At 37.5% G+C, this 17,692-nt stretch carries 17 protein-coding genes; 15 read left to right on the plus strand and 2 right to left on the minus strand.

All coding sequences use genetic code 11. From position 1 onward, the window contains the following. Positions 1–85: 85 nt before the first annotated feature. The 12 genes from IE155_RS10680 (at position 86) to acnB (ending at position 12,587) form a co-directional block, all read left to right on the plus strand. Entirely contained in the window at positions 86–928 is an 843-nt protein-coding gene (locus IE155_RS10680; RefSeq protein WP_189378252.1) for an ABC transporter ATP-binding protein, read from the plus strand. Further along, on the plus strand, positions 918–1,907 hold the full coding sequence (locus tag IE155_RS10685; protein ID WP_189378253.1) for a FecCD family ABC transporter permease: 990 nt from the start codon (positions 918–920) through the stop codon (positions 1,905–1,907). The genes IE155_RS10680 and IE155_RS10685 overlap by 11 nt, the downstream gene beginning before the upstream one ends. Beyond that, positions 1,907–2,986 (plus strand): nicotinate-nucleotide--dimethylbenzimidazole phosphoribosyltransferase, encoded by a 1,080-nt coding sequence (gene cobT / locus IE155_RS10690; RefSeq protein WP_189378254.1) that lies wholly within the window; start codon positions 1,907–1,909, stop codon positions 2,984–2,986. The genes IE155_RS10685 and cobT overlap by 1 nt, the downstream gene beginning before the upstream one ends. Beyond that, positions 2,983–3,849: an adenosylcobinamide-GDP ribazoletransferase gene (locus tag IE155_RS10695; protein WP_229817223.1), complete on the plus strand. Its 867-nt coding sequence runs from the start codon at positions 2,983–2,985 to the stop codon at positions 3,847–3,849. Before cobT ends, IE155_RS10695 begins: the two co-directional genes overlap by 4 nt. Further along, positions 3,846–4,433: a bifunctional adenosylcobinamide kinase/adenosylcobinamide-phosphate guanylyltransferase gene (gene cobU, locus IE155_RS10700; protein ID WP_189378255.1), complete on the plus strand. Its 588-nt coding sequence runs from the start codon at positions 3,846–3,848 to the stop codon at positions 4,431–4,433. The genes IE155_RS10695 and cobU overlap by 4 nt, the downstream gene beginning before the upstream one ends. After that, positions 4,433–5,137, plus strand: coding sequence for a histidine phosphatase family protein (locus IE155_RS10705; protein WP_189378256.1), 705 nt, complete (start codon positions 4,433–4,435; stop codon positions 5,135–5,137). Before cobU ends, IE155_RS10705 begins: the two co-directional genes overlap by 1 nt. After that, positions 5,124–6,605 carry a cobyric acid synthase gene (locus IE155_RS10710; protein WP_189378387.1) on the plus strand — a complete coding sequence of 494 codons (1,482 nt, stop codon included), beginning with the start codon at positions 5,124–5,126 and terminating at the stop codon, positions 6,603–6,605. The genes IE155_RS10705 and IE155_RS10710 overlap by 14 nt, the downstream gene beginning before the upstream one ends. After that, positions 6,605–7,207, plus strand: a complete 603-nt coding sequence (cobO, locus tag IE155_RS10715; RefSeq protein ID WP_189378257.1) for a cob(I)yrinic acid a,c-diamide adenosyltransferase — start codon at positions 6,605–6,607, stop codon at positions 7,205–7,207. Before IE155_RS10710 ends, cobO begins: the two co-directional genes overlap by 1 nt. Positions 7,208–7,211: 4 nt before the next feature. Next, complete coding sequence (locus IE155_RS10720) at positions 7,212–8,093, plus strand: cobalamin-binding protein (RefSeq protein WP_189378258.1); 882 nt, start codon at positions 7,212–7,214, stop codon at positions 8,091–8,093. A 92-nt stretch (positions 8,094–8,185) separates the two neighbouring features. Continuing rightward, positions 8,186–9,370: a GGDEF domain-containing protein gene (locus IE155_RS10725; RefSeq protein WP_189378259.1), complete on the plus strand. Its 1,185-nt coding sequence runs from the start codon at positions 8,186–8,188 to the stop codon at positions 9,368–9,370. Positions 9,371–9,411: 41 nt separating this feature from the next. Next, positions 9,412–9,750, plus strand: a complete 339-nt coding sequence (locus IE155_RS10730) for a hypothetical protein (RefSeq protein ID WP_189378260.1) — start codon at positions 9,412–9,414, stop codon at positions 9,748–9,750. Between the two features lie 245 nt (positions 9,751–9,995). Further along, positions 9,996–12,587 carry a bifunctional aconitate hydratase 2/2-methylisocitrate dehydratase gene (gene acnB / locus IE155_RS10735; protein WP_189378261.1) on the plus strand — a complete coding sequence of 864 codons (2,592 nt, stop codon included), beginning with the start codon at positions 9,996–9,998 and terminating at the stop codon, positions 12,585–12,587. A 69-nt stretch (positions 12,588–12,656) separates the two neighbouring features. Here the strand turns inward: acnB and ubiT are convergent, their stop codons facing one another. Continuing rightward, complete coding sequence (gene ubiT / locus IE155_RS10740) at positions 12,657–13,187, minus strand: ubiquinone anaerobic biosynthesis accessory factor UbiT (RefSeq protein WP_189378262.1); 531 nt, start codon at positions 13,185–13,187, stop codon at positions 12,657–12,659. A 150-nt stretch (positions 13,188–13,337) separates the two neighbouring features. Here ubiT and ubiU point away from each other — a divergent pair, with 150 nt between their 5' ends. Both ubiU and IE155_RS10750 read left to right on the plus strand, forming a co-directional pair. Continuing rightward, a complete protein-coding gene (gene ubiU / locus IE155_RS10745; RefSeq protein ID WP_189378263.1) occupies positions 13,338–14,330 on the plus strand; it encodes a ubiquinone anaerobic biosynthesis protein UbiU in 993 nt (330 codons plus the stop codon). Positions 14,331–14,554: 224 nt separating this feature from the next. Next, the gene (locus tag IE155_RS10750) at positions 14,555–15,421 is read left to right on the plus strand and encodes a U32 family peptidase (RefSeq protein ID WP_189378264.1); all 867 of its coding nucleotides are present in this window, start codon (positions 14,555–14,557) and stop codon (positions 15,419–15,421) included. Between the two features lie 5 nt (positions 15,422–15,426). Here IE155_RS10750 and IE155_RS10755 read toward each other — a convergent pair whose 3' ends face one another. Continuing rightward, positions 15,427–16,194, minus strand: coding sequence for a molybdopterin-synthase adenylyltransferase MoeB (locus IE155_RS10755; RefSeq protein WP_189378265.1), 768 nt, complete (start codon positions 16,192–16,194; stop codon positions 15,427–15,429). A 268-nt stretch (positions 16,195–16,462) separates the two neighbouring features. Here IE155_RS10755 and IE155_RS10760 point away from each other — a divergent pair, with 268 nt between their 5' ends. Beyond that, positions 16,463–17,680 (plus strand): alginate export family protein, encoded by a 1,218-nt coding sequence (locus IE155_RS10760; RefSeq protein WP_189378266.1) that lies wholly within the window; start codon positions 16,463–16,465, stop codon positions 17,678–17,680. Positions 17,681–17,692: the final 12 nt, after the last annotated feature.

Consider the following 17,692-nt stretch of genomic DNA (forward strand, 5'->3'; position numbering starts at 1 on the left):
AGCATGTTATGTTTGCTTATCAATGAAATAACTTTCCAATATTTCCTTTCTTTGCCGCACCTTACTTTTATTGTTGAGATGCAATATGGCTATGGTACTAGAAGCTAACAATTTAACTTGGCAAGTTGATAATAAAAAGATTGTTGACCAGATAAGTTTTTCATTAAAAAAAGGAGAAACTTTAGGCATTGTTGGCCCTAATGGTGCGGGTAAAACCTCTTTACTTAAATGCCTGTATCGTGGTTATCCATTGAGTGACGGTGATATAAAGATTACCGGTAAAAACCTCGGTGATGTAGACCGTAAATATATTGCCCAAAAAGTTGCAGTGGTTGCACAGCACCACGACTCAGTGTTTGATTTAACCGTTTTTGATGTGGTTCATATGGGGTTGCTTCCTCATAAAGGCTTATTTGATCGTGATAACAGTGAAGATTTACAACTGATAGAATTGGCGCTAAAAAAAGTCGATTTATTTGAGAAAAGTACGCAAATATTTAAAACCTTATCTGGAGGCGAGCAACAACGCTGTTTAATTGCTCGTGCCATCGTGCAACGCCCAAGTATCTTAATAATGGATGAACCGACCAATCATCTAGATGTTTTTTATCAACATCAAATTTTAGAGTTAGTGAATAAACTAGAATTATCTTTAGTGATCACCATTCATGATTTAAATTTAGCTGCGCAATATTGCGATAGACTGTTGTTGATGGCTGAAGGCAAAGTAATTGCCATTGACACCCCAGAAAAATTATTAACCCGCGAACGTTTACAACAAGTATTTAAGCTTGATTGTATTGTCGATAAAAACCCTTTTACTGAGTCACCACGAATTACCTTTTCGGGCACTAACTTTGCGGATTTAACTGTAGAACCAGACAAGAGGGAATGTGTAAAGACGGTTGGAATAAAGAATGAAAACTAAACTATCTACGTTATCAGCCAGCCTTTGGTTAATTTCTATTGTGATGCTTTCAATGTTTTTAGCTATGGGCTTTGGTACGGCTGAACTTGGTTTCAAAGAACTCACTGAATGTTTAATACTTGAATGTGAACGTCCTATTTATTCTACTATTTTAATTGATATACGTTTTCCGAGAGTATTAATGGGCTTTTTAGCCGGTTTTGCATTAGCTGCTGCAGGGGCATTAATGCAAAATGTTACCCGTAATCCGCTAGCCGATCCTTATTTATTTGGCATAGTTGCCGGCGCGGGCTTGGGGGCAACCTTATCTGGATTTTTGCCTGAAGAATATCAAATGTTTACTTTGCCTGTAGCCGCTTTTTTAGGTGCTATGCTTTCGGTCAGTATTGTGATGCTGGTATTAATGCACAACAATTGGCGCAGAATTGAACATTTACTTTTAGCCGGTGTAGCGGTGTCTTTTCTACTCAGTGCCATTACCAGTTTTATCTTATATTTTGGTGAAGCCTTTGCCAGTAATCGTGTTATTTTTTGGCTAATGGGAAGTTTATCTCGTGCTGATTACAGTGCATTGCAGTGGTCTTTCCCAGTTATTGCTGTTTGTTTAATTGTCGCTTTACTGTTTTCTCGTCAACTTGATGCATTATTACTCAGTGATGAAAGTGCGAAAACGCTTGGGGTGAATGTTGATCGTTTACGTTTGTTAAGCCTTGTACTTTGCGCGGCCATGACGGCCGTAATTGTTTCTTATTGTGGTGGTATTGGCTTTGTTGGCTTAATGATCCCCCATATTGTGCGTCCTTTCATTGGATTAACTACTGCAAAGTTATTAATCGGAGCAGGCATTGTTGGTGGTTGTTTTCTTATTTGGATTGACGTCTTTGCTCGCACGATTATTTCAGGTCAAGAAATACCGATAGGTGTTATAACTTCAGTGATCGGCAGCCTATTTTTCCTTATGTTAATGAGAAAAATGTAATGATAAATTTTACGATTAAACCTTTAGATACAAAATATTTGTCTGCATTAGAAACTGTAATTAATAATAAAACCAAGCCGCCGGGGGCTTTAGGGCAGTTAGAAAATTTGGCAATACAATTAGGCTTAATTCAAAGCCAGCCACTTGAAGAAGCTGTTGTTGCAATATCTTTGAATAAGCCTACTATGCTCGTTTTTGCTGCGGATCATGGTATTGCCAAACATGGTGTAAGTATTGCACCAAGTGCAGTTACGCGACAAATGGTCCTTAATTTTCTTACCGGCGGTGCGGCTATTAATTGTTTCTGTCGTACTAACGATATCGTATTGAAAGTTGTTGATGCGGGGATTATTGAGCCGATTAAAGCCGTAGAAATCCCCGATAATAATAGCTTTTATCAACAACGAATCGCCTCAGGCACACAAGATTTTGCTACTTTGCCCGCAATGAGCGGCACTGAAGTTGAGCAAAGCTTAGCTTATGGCGCATCAATAGCAATGCAAGAAATATTGCAAGGCTGTGATATTTTAATGTTAGGGGAAATGGGTATAGGAAATACTAGCTCGGCTTCCGCAATTATGGCTTTGTTATTAGATTTACCTGTTAACACCTGTGTAGGTCAAGGAACAGGCATTAACCAAGAGCAGTTATTATTAAAACAACAATTAATAACTCAAGCTGTTAGTCGTATCAATACTCGAAGTGCTGAAGTACCGTTATCACCTAAGGAAATAATGGCAGAAGTAGGTGGGTTTGAAATAGTGCAAATGGTAGGTGCTATTTTAGCAAGTGCGCAAGCTAAAACCCCAGTACTTGTTGATGGGTTTATTGTCAGTATCGCTGCGTTATTAGCGGTTAAAATGCACCCGAATAGCAAAGATTATTTACTATTCGCCCATCAGTCAGACGAACAAGCTCATCAAGCAATCTTAACTCATTTAGCTGCTGAACCTATACTTAATTTGGGATTACGATTAGGGGAAGGGACGGGGGCCGCACTTGCTTTCCCATTATTAAAAGCCGCGGTTAGCTTTTACAATGATATGGCAAGTTTTGAAAGTGCTGGAGTAACTGTGTGAGTCAAAACGTAAGTAACAGCTTCGCAAGAAGAATTACACAACTTTTGATAAAACAATGGTGGCTATTATGCTTGTCGCTTATGTTTTTTACTCGAATTCCTGTGCCTAAGTCGACGCCTTATTCAGAGCATTTGATGAACCACGCTAACCGTTATTTTCCGTTAGTAGGTTTTTTAATCGCACTATTTCTATCGGCTATTTACCTTACTTTTTGCGTTATTCTTCCTCTTAATGTCAGCGTTATATTACTTGTTATTGCTTCATTATTGTTAACAGGGGCATTTCATGAAGATGGTTTGGCTGACATGGCGGATGGTATCGGTGGTGGAACAACGATAGAACAACGTTTAGTTATTATGAAAGACAGCCGTATTGGCACTTATGGTACTGTAACATTAGTCCTTTCATTATTATTAAAATATACGCTCTTGCTAACACTTGCTAATCAACAATTACTCATTCCAAGCTTAATCTTAGCTTATACCTTATCAAGAGCGTTAGCCGCTAGCCTAATCTTCAATACTACTTACGTTGTTGATTCAGCAGTAAGTAAAAGTAAACCATTAGCTAACCGTCAAAGTCTTAGTGAGTTAATTATTGTTGTCGTGAGTGGTGGGCTTGCTTTATTAGTATTAGTTAACGAGCCTTGGTTTTTAACCTTAGCAACCGCTATTGTTTTGGTATTAGTTGTTTTTCGCACGCTTTTTCGGCGTTGGTTAATTAAACGCTTAGGCGGTTTTACTGGTGATTGTCTGGGAGCTGCACAACAGATGAGTGAATTACTTATTTATTTAACTATTGTAGCGGTTAGTCAGCATTACGTTAATAACACGCTATTAAGTATAAATGGTGGCATTTTATGATTCATTTAATCATAGGTGGGGCGCGTTCTGGTAAATCATCTTTCGCTGAACAATGCGTAATAGCGAAAGCCGAAGTATCTAATGATGATATCGCATATATTGCCACCGCAACGGCGTTTGATGATGAAATGAAGCAACGCATAGCATTACATCAAGAGCAACGAGCGGATAACCCGTGGGAGTTAATTGAATGTCCGTATGAATTAACCGAATGTATTTCACAGCTTACGGGGAATAAAGTTTATCTTATAGAATGTCTCACATTATGGCTGAGTAACCTGTTACTAAAAGCCTCTAATTTATATCGAGAAGACACTATTGCAATTGACCGCTACCTCCACCAACAAGTTCAGGCTTTAGTTAGTGGGTTAGTAAAGTCGGAAGCGGAACTAGTGATTGTGAGTAATGAAGTGGGTCAGGGCATAGTGCCATTAGGTGAGCTTAATCGTTTATTTGTTGATCATATGGGGTGGTTAAATCAAGGGGTCGCGAAAGTAGCAGATCGTGTTGATTTTATTTGTGCGGGTATTGCGCAATCACTTAAATCTCCAGAATCACTTGTTTTAAAGAAAAGTCAGCGTTAATGAAACAGCATATTTATTTACTCCGTCATGGAATAGTTTCAGGTAATGCTGCGCTATATGGCGATACTGATGTTCCTGTTTTAGCAGAAGTGAATGATGCAATATGTACAGCCTTAAAAGACACTCAGATCACGTTTGATAATATATACAGCTCTCCGTTACAGCGCTGTCAAAAACTCGCTGATTTAATTTCTAGAGATGAGAGCAGGCCACAATTGAATAACGTATTTATCGTTAATGATCTAAAAGAGATGAATTTTGGTGTATTTGACGGTATTCCTTTCGATGATATATACAAAGATACAACTAAGTGGCAACTACTCGAACACTTTTGGCAATCTCCTAGTAAAAATACGTTGCCACAAGCTGAGTCATTAACGAAATTTTATCAACGCATTGCAACTCAATGGCGACGTATTTTCGAAGCGATTAAACAACAAAAGCATTCTAATAGCCTAGATACTGAAACACATACTTTGATTGTCTGTCATGGTGGCGTTATTCGAATGATTCTTGCCTGTCTTTTAAAAGATAATATTAATGAAAGTGGTTGGTATCAAAGTTACAAAGTACCCTATGGTAGTTTAACGCATTTGACGATAAGCAATGTTAACGTTGAGGTAAATAAATTGGCGCGACCTATTAAAGAATTTATTAGTGTGCCAGTTAAAGAACAGGTGCTTAACGGTGATGAAGATGAATAAAACCCTGATGATACAGGGCACAACAAGTGATGCTGGCAAAAGCACGTTTGTGGCAGCCTTATGTCGTATTTATGCGAGACAAGGGCTTAATGTTGCGCCGTTTAAGCCACAGAACATGGCGTTGAATAGCGCGGTAACTCCTTGTGGCGGGGAAATTGGTCGTGCGCAGGCGGTTCAAGCACAAGCGGCTAGAGTACCTTTATCAGTGCACTTTAATCCTGTATTGCTCAAGCCGCAATCAGATACTAGCGCCCAAGTGATTATTCAAGGTAAAGCGTTGTCGGCAATGGATGCGCAAGATTATCATGCGTACAAAAAAAAGGTGGCTGAGGCGGTTATTGATTCACATCAAATATTAGCCGAACAGTTTGAACGTATTATTGTAGAAGGCGCAGGGAGCCCTGCTGAAATTAATTTACGACAAGGCGATATTGCTAATATGGGCTTTGCCGAGAAGGTTGATTGCCCCGTAATTATTATTGCCGATATTGACAAAGGCGGGGTTTTTGCACACCTTGTTGGCACGTTAGCGTTATTATCACCTTCAGAGCAAAATAGAGTTGTTGGTTTTGTCATTAATCGTTTTCGAGGTGATATCAAACTTTTAGAATCGGGATTAGAGTGGCTTGAAAACTATACTAAAAAGCCCGTTCTTGGCGTGTTACCCTATATCCATGGTTTACATATTGCTGCTGAAGATGCGGTAGAACAACAGCAGGTTGATACTACGGCTAAGCTAAAAGTTATAGTGCCTGTTACACCAAGAATGAGTAACCATAATGATTTTGATGCTTTAAGAGTAAACCCCGAAATTGATCTGCAGTTTGTTTATGCTAATGAGTTTAGTGATACACCTTTACCTACTGCTGATTTGATCATTCTGGCAGGTAGTAAAAATGTTCAGCCTGATTTAAATTTTATAAAGCAGCAAGGTTGGGACAAAGATATTGAGCGCCACCTTCGTTATGGCGGTAAAGTGTTTGGTATATGTGGTGGTTATCAAATGCTAGGCCGAGAGATATTGGATCCTGAACAGATTGAAAGTCAGCTAAAAGTGGGTAAAGGGTTAGGCTACTTACCTACCTCAACGACCATTTTTCCTAATAAAACCTTAACTAATGTAACAACTACAATGACACTAGGCGGCATGTCTGTTGACGTATCGGGTTATGAAATACATCAAGGGCAATCAGCTATTGACGGCTCTTATCAAGCGTTGTTAAAGAATTCAGAAAGTACAGATGGTTTAATTAGCGATGATAACCAAATAGCGGGGTGCTATTTACATGGTGTTTTTGATAGTGCCCAAGCACAAATAGCATTGGCTAATTGGTGTGGTGTAAAGGTTAGCGAGCAGAAAAACTTAGCGGTCATTCAAGAATTAGCAATAGAAAAATTAGCCGATGTTTGCCAAGAGCATCTTGACTTGGTCAACATCGAAAAGTTATTAACAGGGTGGAAGAAATAATGACAGAACTAGATAAAGCGCAGAAACATCAACAAAGACAACAAAAATTAAAAGAAAAAGTTGATGAACGTATCGCTAATGCCACTGATGACAAAGGTTTGCTTTTAGTGATCACAGGTAATGGAAAAGGTAAATCTACCTCAGGCTTTGGTATGGTGACACGTTCTGTGGGGCATGGTTTGAAAGCCGCCGTATGTCAATTTATTAAAGGCACGTGGGAATGTGGTGAGCGTAATTTATTAGAAGGACATGGTGTCCCTTTTTATGTTATGAAAACAGGCTTTACCTGGGAAACACAAAATAAAGAAACTGACATAGCGGCCGCTGAATTAGTATGGCAAGAAGCGAAAAAGTTATTAACTGATGAAACAATCAATACAGTAATGCTAGACGAATTGACTTACATGCTAACGTATCGTTATTTAGATATAGATGAGGTATTAGAAACGTTAGCTAATAGACCTTCAGGGCAGCATGTTATCGTTACTGGACGTGCTTGTCATCGCCGCTTAATTGAAATGGCAGATACCGTTTCAGAGATACAATCAATCAAACATGCCTTTGATAACGGCATTAAAGTGCAAAAAGGAATCGATTGGTAATCTTATGTATCATTATTTTTTTACCTATACAAAAACGTTGTTATTAGCTGTTGTATTTTTTTTATCATTGAGTAAGCAGGCAGGTGCTGAGCAGTTAAATAGTCAACAGCATTTACCACGTATTATTGCTTTAGCGCCACACATTGTTGAAATGTTATATGAAGTAGGGGCAGGAGATTTAATTATTGGTACGACTGATCATGCTGATTTTCCCGAACAAGCGAAGGAAATTCCACGTGTGGGAAATTATGCGAAATTAAGTATTGAGCAGATTTTATCACTTGATCCTGATGTGATTATTGCATGGCGCACAGGGAATCCGAGTGACGATTTAGCGCGACTAGAAAAAATGGGGATTAAAATTGTTTACTCTGAACCTGAGTACCTTGAAGATGTTGCGAGAGAGATTCAAATATTTGCCAAAATCGCAGGTGCAGAGCGGCAAGGGAAAGTGGTTGCTGATTCATACTTAAAAAAATTAGCGAAAATTAGAGCGCAATATCAGTATAAATCACCAATTAAAGTGTTTTTTGAAATGTGGTCTCGCCCATTAACAACGGTGGCTAATAATGCTTGGCCACAACAACAACTTGCTATTTGTGCTGGAGAGAACCCTTTCATTCAAAGCGCAACGGATTATCCACAAATTAATGTTGAGTTAGTGGTCTTAAAATCACCTGAAATTATTATTCAACCAACGAGTGAAGGTCACAATAATAGTGACACAGTAAATTGGCGACAGTGGCCAACTATACCTGCGGTGAAAACTAATGCATTTATAACGCCTAACGCCGATAAAATGTATAGAATGACATCGCGTGTATTAGATGAACTCACTTTACTATGTCAGAGCATAGATCAATATCGAAAGGGAAAAGTTGAGTGATTCTTCATATTTATGTATAGAATTTGTACATTAATACGACTATAGTGTGTTAACAATAAAAACTATAACGAAGCGATTGAGTCGATGTAATTATGGATCATCAACTTATTTCAGGGATCACCTATTTATTTGTTGCACTAATCATTGGTGTAATAGCCACGTTATTTTTCTTACTCAATCCTTTAAAGTCTGATGAAAATCAGCAAATATCTATTCGTTATTTTACGTTATTATTTTTATCAAATTCTTGTTTTTATGTCGCACTATTAGTAACACCATTTGTTTCACATTTATTGTCGATAATATTAGCGAATACCTTTTTCACGCTTGCATTACATAGCTTACGATTTGGCTTGCGTTGGCGTGCTAATGTTACTAATAATCATTTATATCAGGATGCATATTTTTGGGTAAATTTAATTCTCATTCTTTTCTTAAATGTGTGGCTTTTTTATATCTTTGAAAATAGTTTTGAAATACGCCAAGTGGTTAGCTCAATAAACTTATTGTTAATCTATATTATCGCGATAAAGTATATTTTTATTGATAAATCTCATCCCTCATCGGGAGAGAAAAAATTTCAACGCATATTGTATGTATTAATCCCCTTACCATTTTTTGTCATTGTGCCCAATTTTTTATTTACCGATGACTTTTTGAATCAATCACTTAATTTTGTTTGGATGATCATACAAACGATCATCTTATTTGGTAGCTTAATGTTACTGTTATTTTCTGATGTTATTGATATGCATTATAGAAATTCGATAACTGATTCGCTAAGTGGATTATTTAATCGTCGACATTTTATGGAGCAGGCAAGTGTCATGATTAGTTCAGCAAACCGTCATCGATTTCCAATGTCTATAATTCTTTGTGATATAGATCAATTTAAACAAGTCAATGATAGTTATGGGCATAATGCTGGAGACAAAGTGATTGTTGCATTTGCACAAGCACTGCAATCTCAAGCGAGGGAAGAAGATGTTGTGGCTCGTTTTGGCGGTGAAGAATTTATTGTGTTATTACCTCAAACAGATGCCGAAGGCGCCGTGATTTCAGCAGAAAGAATGCGTACTACCGCTGAAAATATTGTCGTATCAACAGGAAAAGCAATACTTAACTTTACGGTAAGTTTCGGCGTTGCAACGTTTGATAATTCAATTAATATTGAAGCGAATATAAAGCATGCAGATGAAGCTTTGTATTTAGCTAAAAAGGCAGGACGTAATCAAGTAAAAATGTATAGTGAAAATTCACAGGATTCAAATATATAAGTTATACTCATACTTTACTTGTTTAGATGTTAAGGTACTTTATGCGCTTGCTGTTTTGGTTAACTTTCGTTGTTTTAACCGCTAGTTGTGCCCAGCTTACCAACCAAGAGAATTTAAGCGAATGGGACTTTGATCATCAAGTACGGTTTCAACAAAATCAACTGACGGAAAATAGCTACGCTATTACAGTACTGCGTCACAATGATACTCATTTTGCACAGCTTGCCACTTTTTTATTGAGGCATGCTTATAATTTGTGTCAAGGGTATGATTATTCTTTAAAGATAATTGATGGTGTAGAAACGTTTGATGACAAAAAAGCCCGTCCAAATTGGATCCCTCCGTCTCTTTCTGCAAAAGTTGAGTGTGCGGTAGAATAAGCTATCTTTATACTAATCAGTAAAATATGTGGCTGCTAGTTAAAGTGGCTGGTTAACCAGATTTCGTTAGTTAATAGTATGAATTTTAAATGGTATTCATATTAATTATAATGGCTATAGATTTGGTGATTATACGATTGATTTAAATGCTTTTACGCATCACGTATAATTAGGCAAAATTTTCTAATCAAAGTTGATGTTAAGTTGCTGACTTAATATCGCTATCAATCACAGGGGTGAACGCCGTGCTTCAAGAATATCGTAATCACGTTGCAGAACGTGCAGCTGAAGGTATCGTACCTAAAGCTTTAGATGCTGAACAAACTGCAGCTTTAGTTGAGTTAGTTAAGAACCCACCCGCGGGTGAAGAAGAATTTTTACTAGACTTGTTAACCAATCGTGTTCCTGCAGGTGTTGATGATGCGGCTTATGTTAAAGCTGGATTTTTAGCTGCTATTACAAAAGGAGAAGCTAAGTCTCCTATTTTAAATGCAGAAAAAGCCACAGAATTATTAGGCACTATGCTTGGTGGTTATAACATTCAGCCGATGATTGACCTTTTAGATGATAGCGCATTATCTTCAATTGCTGCTAAAGGTTTGTCTCACACATTATTAATGTTTGATGCTTTTCATGATGTTCAAGAGAAAGCTGAAGCTGGTAATGCGGCTGCAAAACAAGTAATGCAGTCTTGGGCCGATGCAGAATGGTTTACATCAAAAGAAAAAGTTGCTGAAAAAATTACCGTCAAAGTATTTAAAGTAACAGGTGAAACCAATACGGATGATTTATCTCCAGCACCTGATGCTTGGTCTCGTCCTGATATTCCATTACACGCTAAAGCAATGCTTAAAATTGAACGCGAGGGTATTATCCCTGATGAAGATAGCGTTGTCGGTCCTATTAAACAAATAGAAGAATTACAAAAAGACGGTATCCCACTAGCTTATGTAGGTGATGTTGTTGGTACTGGCTCTTCACGTAAGTCAGCGACTAACTCAGTATTATGGTATATGGGACATGATATTCCTTGTATCCCTAATAAGCGTAGTGGTGGGGTTTGTTTAGGCGGTAAAATTGCTCCTATTTTTTATAACACTATGGAAGACTCAGGTGCCTTACCGATTGAATTAGATGTTCAAAAAATGAATATGGGTGATGTGATTGACATTTATCCATACGAAGGTGTTGTTAAAAATGCTTCAGGTGAAGTGATTTCAACATTTAAATTAAGCCCAGTATTACTAGATGAAGTTCGCGCAGGCGGACGTATTCCGTTAATTATTGGTCGTGGTTTAACAGGTAGAGCGCGTGAAGCGTTAGGTTTGCCTGCTACAGATTTATTTGCTACCCCTGTTAACCCTACATCATCAACTAAAGGCTATACATTAGCACAGAAAATGGTGGGTAAAGCGTGTGGTGTTGAAGGAGTGCGTCCTGGGCAGTATTGTGAACCTAAAATGACAACGGTTGGCTCACAAGATACAACAGGACCAATGACACGTGATGAACTTAAAGATCTTGCATGTTTAGGTTTTTCTGCCGATTTAACTATGCAGTCTTTCTGTCATACTTCTGCTTACCCTAAGCCAGTTGATGTGATTACTCATCACACTTTACCTGATTTTATTATGAATCGTGGCGGTGTTTCGTTACGTCCAGGTGATGGTATTATTCACTCTTGGTTAAACCGCATGTTATTGCCTGATACAGTTGGTACAGGTGGTGACTCTCATACACGTTTTCCATTAGGTATTTCGTTCCCTGCAGGCTCAGGCTTAGTCGCATTTGCTGCTGCAACAGGGGTGATGCCACTTGATATGCCAGAATCTGTTTTAGTTCGCTTTAAAGGTGAAATGCAGCCAGGTATTACATTACGTGATTTAGTTCATGCTATCCCTTACTATGGTATTAAAAATGGTTTATTAACCGTTGAAAAAGCAGGGAAAATCAATGAGTTTTCAGGTCGTGTACTCGAAATTGAAGGTCTTAAAGGCTTAACAATCGAGCAAATGTTTGAGTTGTCTGATGCTTCAGCTGAACGTTCAGCTGCAGGTTGTGCAATTAAAGTTGAAGAAGAAGCGGTAGCTGAATATCTGCAATCTAACGTAGTTATGCTTAAGTGGATGATCAGTGAAGGTTATGGCGATGTACGTACTATTGAGCGTCGCATTAAAGCAATGGAAGAATGGTTAGCAAATCCATCGTTAATGGAAGCTGATGCCGACGCAGAATATGCACACGTCATTGAAATTGACTTAGCTGATATTAAAGAACCAATTGTTTGTTGTCCTAACGACCCTGATGATGCAAAATTATTATCAGATGTTGCTGGTACCGCTATTGATGAAGTGTTTATTGGTTCTTGTATGACTAACATTGGACATTTCCGTGCAGCAGGTAAATTGATTGAGAAATTTAATGGTACATTACCTACACGTTTATGGGTTGCTCCACCGACTAAGATGGATAGAGATCAATTAACGGATGAAGGGTATTACAGTATTTATGGTAAAGCTGGTGCACGTATGGAAACTCCTGGTTGTTCACTATGTATGGGTAACCAAGCTCGTGTAGCTGCTAAGTCAACTGTATTGTCTACGTCTACACGTAACTTCCCTAATCGCTTAGGTGCAGGAGCAAATGTTTATTTAACTTCAGCAGAATTAGCAGGCGTTGGTGCTATTTTAGGTAAGTTACCGACAGTTGAAGAGTATATGAACTATGCTAAGCAAATTGATGCAACAGCAGCTGATACTTATCGTTACTTAAACTTCCATAAAATGGATGCTTATAAGAAGAAAGCAGATAGTGTAATTATGCAACAACCAGCATAATACTTTATTTGATATAACAAAAAGCATTGCTAAGGCAATGCTTTTTTTATGTCTGTTGGAGTATAACGTTTAATTGCTCAATACTTTATATTTTTGGAATAACTGCTTAATTATATAAGGAAAAGAGCTTCGATCTAAGTCATCTAAAAAATTTTTAATCTCTAAGCCTAATTCGGTATCACCAGTGATTAGTAATTTTCGTTGAAAGAAGAGTGTGTCAGGGTCAACAGTTTGCCCCATTAATTGTAATAAGCTGACACTATGCGCCTCAAAAGCAACGTCTTCGGCTTGAGCCTGATGTAAAGTCACTTTGCATTGTTGAATATTCATTGCTTCATTAACTGTTATAAAGCAATGATAATTTACATCAGTGATCGTTATCTTTAACCATTTGTTGAGCAGAAAATTTAATTCTTCATCTGCTAGCTCAACCTTAAAAAAATGATTAATTGTCCAAGTTAACGCTTTCTCTTGTGCGGCCTTAGGTAATAGTGAAAATGGTAGTAATGCTTGTTTAGGTGCATATTCTAGTCCTCGCTTAAGAGTTTTATCTGCTTTTTCTTTGAGACAGTGGACTAATGGCAGAGATATATCGGACAAGCTTATGGCCATATTGTTAATTCATTTTTTATTATTGATAGCCAATATTGTCTATCGAATATTAACTACTGGCTTTGCGCAAGATCAATAAAGTGGTCTAACAATTTAACTACCATAGCCTGCACTATATTGAATGGTTAAGGAATGGTTGTGGAATTACTGTGTCCAGCGGGAAATTTATCTTCATTAAAAACAGCATTAGTGCACGGTGCAGACGCTGTTTATATTGGATTGAAAAACGCAACGAACGCTCGGCATTTTGCAGGGCTTAATTTTACTGATAAAAAACTAACACAAGCAGTAGAGTTAGTGAAAGCCAGTGGTAAAAAACTTCATTTAGCTATTAATACCTTTGCTGACGCTGACAATTGGCAGTGCTGGCAAAAAACGGTTGATTTAGCCGCATCTCTAAATATTGATGCACTCATTATTTCTGATCTTTCAGTGCTTGCCTACGCATCAGATAATTATCCAGAGCTTGAATTACATTTATCAGTGCAAGCATCAGCTACAAATAGCGAAGCTATTAATTATTATCAGCAAAATTTTAATGTCAAAAGAGTGGTATTGCCGCGAGTATTATCTATTCATCAGGTTAAGCAATTGGTACGTACTACTTCAGTTGAACTAGAAGTTTTCGCTTTTGGTAGTTTGTGCATTATGGCGGAAGGGCGTTGTCATTTGTCATCATATTTAACGGGAGAATCTCCTAACATGAATGGCGTTTGCTCTCCGGCTAAACACGTGCGTTGGCAAGAGACGACTTCAGGGCTAGAGTCGCGTTTAAATGATATCTTAATTGATGTATATCAGCCTGATGAGTCAGCGGGATATCCGACCTTGTGTAAAGGACGCTTTGAAGTTGGAGATGATAAATATCATGTATTAGAAGAGCCAACGAGTTTAAATTCTATGGAGTTGTTACCTGAATTAATAACAATGGGGATTGCTGCGATCAAAATAGAAGGTCGTCAGCGTAGTAACGCTTATGTTAAATCGGTTACTCATACTTGGCGTCAGGCGATAGATCGATGTAAAAGCAGTAATGAATTTTCAATAGAGCCTCAATGGGCCAATGAGCTTGACAAGTTATCGGAAGGCTCTCAAACCACCTTAGGCGCTTATCATAAAAAATGGCAGTAAATACCTTTTAATTAAATTATTGCTTACTTGTGCTGGATAACATAGACCATGGCGGCGTTGCGTTCAAATTCAATAGTTTGTTATTGATTAATTGAGTATCTCGTTTACGTGGCTGCAAATACTTTAGGTTATATATGGAACTCATAACCTGGGTCCTGTTGTGCTTTTCCTGCGCACAATAAGATCACAATGTTAATGCAACAAGGATAACGAGAGGAAATTTGATGAAATACGCATTAGGGCCAGTATTATATTTTTGGCCTAAACAAACCATGATGAACTTCTATCAACAAGCAGCTAAAAGTGATGCAGATCTCATTTATTTAGGGGAAACTGTTTGTTCAAAGCGCCGAGAATTACGTTCAAAAGATTACTTATCTATTGCCAAAGAGTTGTCTAGCATGGGTAAACAAGTGGTATTGTCGACTATGGTATTACTTGAAGCACCATCAGAAATTAATGAACTTAAGCGTTATTGTGAAAATGGTGACTTTTTAGTTGAGGCTAACGATATGGCTGCCGTACAGTTATTATCACAAGCGAAAGTTCCTTTCGTTGCTGGCAGCGCATTAAATATTTATAACCATCAAACGCTTAAATTATTAAGTAAACAGGGAATGATTCGTTGGTGCATTCCTGTCGAATTATCAAAAGATAAATTGCATGCAATTGTTGAGCAGTGCAAAAAGATAGGTATTCGACATAATTTTGAAATTGAAGTTGTTGGTTATGGGCATTTACCTTTAGCATATTCAGCCCGTTGTTTTACAGCACGCTCAGAAAATAGAACGAAAGACGAATGCGGCTATTGCTGTATTAATTATCCTCAAGGGCGTTTAACTAAAAGCCAAGAAGGGGAAGACCTATTTGTACTCAATGGTATTCAAACTATGTCAGGAGATTGCTACAACCTGAGTTCGGAGCAAGCACAAATGCACGATTTGATTGATATTTTTAGGGTCAGTCCTGAAAGTGACGAAGCATTTGATGTTATTGCTAAATTAAAGCAAAAACAAACCATCACTAAAATGAGCAATCATACAAACGGTTATTGGCATCAAATTGCGGGTATTAAAACAGTTAACGTTTAAAATTTTCATTCACTTATAAAAGGTATTTCACCACAAACGGAACATTGTGGTGATTTTAGGATACTAAAAGTATTTATGCTCATATCACTGGCATCGAGTAGCATTAATTTACCAATAAGGGGCTGACCTATTCCTGCTAACACTTTAATTGCTTCACATGCCTGCATATTACCAACGATACCTACTACCGGAGATAATACACCCGCTTCCACACAAGTGAGTATTTGCTCACCAAAGTGCTGACTTAAACATTGATAACAAGGTGTTGTTGCTTGCATGTCATAAACGGAAACTTGGCCTTCCATACGAATTGCAGCACCTGAAACTAGTGTTTTCTTCAGTTGATAACATTGTAAGTTAAGCTCATTTCTTGTTATTAAGTTATCAGAGCAATCAATCACTATATCATGCTTGGTTATAACATCAGCTAAGTGCTTGCCGGCAAGGCGTTGCTCTATGGTGTTAAGTCTTATTTCACTATTAATTGCACGCAAAGAAGCTTTTGCAGATAGACATTTACTTAATCCAATACTGGCTTCATGGTGTAAAACTTGTCGTTGTAAGTTAGTAATATCGACAGTGTCATCGTCAACTAATGTAAGCTCCCCTATACCAGAAGCTGTTAAATATTGCGCAACTGCGCAACCTAAACCGCCAAGTCCAATAATTAATACTTTGCTGTTCCATAGTTTTTCTTGCCCATCAATATCCATGTCTTTAAGCATAATATGACGGCTATAACGCATTAATTGTGAGTTAGATAATTCTTTCATAATGTTCAATGACGCTTTTTTAAATGGACTATTGAGTAAATAAGGCATTATACAATAAATGGGCGCTGAACGATTAAAATAAGCAATAATGTTTGAAATATGGCTAGTAAAATTTGATCTAAATTAGGGTATTTTGAGTTATCAGCAGACATTTTCAATTAGTTGATATAGGTCAAAACGAAAGTACTTTTTGAGGAATAAGGTGCGTATAAATTATAACAGCCACAATTAAAGTTGGCTGCAATGCACATCTCTAAGGAGAGTTCTCATGAAAACTATTGTTAATCGTCATCCAACTCTAGCATTAACCTTAATAGCTACTGCAATAAGTTTTGCTTTTATTGGTTCTACACAAGCTAACACTATTGATAATATAGCTAAAGCAGTAACTGATTCTAATGTTAATATAAATCTGCGTTATCGTGTAGAAACCGTTGATCAAGAAGGCATTGAAAAAGATGCGACAGCATCTACTTTAAAAAGCCGCTTAACATGGGCTACAGCACCAATAAATAAAATAACATTTAATGTTGAAGTGGATAATGTTACTGCTGTAATTATTGATGACTACAATTCAACAACCAATGGAAAAACACAATATCCTATTATTGCAGATCCTGAAGGAACAGATTTAAACCAAGCTAATATTAAATATGCAGGGGAAGCATTAACTTTTATTGGTGGGCGACAGCGTATTACTCACAATAATCAACGCTTTATTGGTGGTGTAGCTTGGCGTCAAAATGAACAAACCTATGATGCTGCACGCTTCATATATAAAACATCTGATGCAGTATCAATTGATTATAGTTATGTCTTTAATGTTAATCGTATATTTGGACCAAACGACGGTGTACAAGTAGCTGATTGGTATGGGAATTTTCAGTTAATTAATGCCACCTTTCAGCAAAATGAAAACCATCAGTTTAATGCATTTGTGTATTCTCTAGATAATGAGGAATCGCACGTTAATTCTACAAATACCTACGGTTTTGACTATATAGGAAGTTTTGGCAATGTGAAGGCTAGTTTGAGTTACGCTAAGCAATCTGATGCATATGACAACTTACTAGATTTTTCAGCAGATTATTACAAAGCAGAGCTTTCAGGGAAAATAGGGCAAGTAATATTAACTGCGGGCTATGAAGTGCTAGGAAGTGATAATGGCGTAGGCTTTTCCACCCCGCTTGCAACATTACATAAATTTCAAGGCTTTGCTGACAAATTTTTAGGTACACCAAGCACAGGTATTGAAGATCTGTACATAAGTGCGACAACAGTCGTTAGCGATATTAAGTTAGTGGCAACCTATCATGATTTTACTGCAGAAACCGGTAGTGCTGATTATGGCAGTGAAATCGACTTAGCCGCTTCATATGCTTTCAATAAACATGTATCAGGCCTATTAAAGTTTGCAGCGTATGACGCTAATGCTTTAGGCACGGATACTAATAAGTTGTGGGCAATGGCGACATTCTTATTTTAGCTATGTTAATCA

The organism is Thalassotalea profundi, assembly GCF_014653195.1.
GTDB lineage: Bacteria > Pseudomonadota > Gammaproteobacteria > Enterobacterales > Alteromonadaceae > Thalassotalea_B > Thalassotalea_B profundi.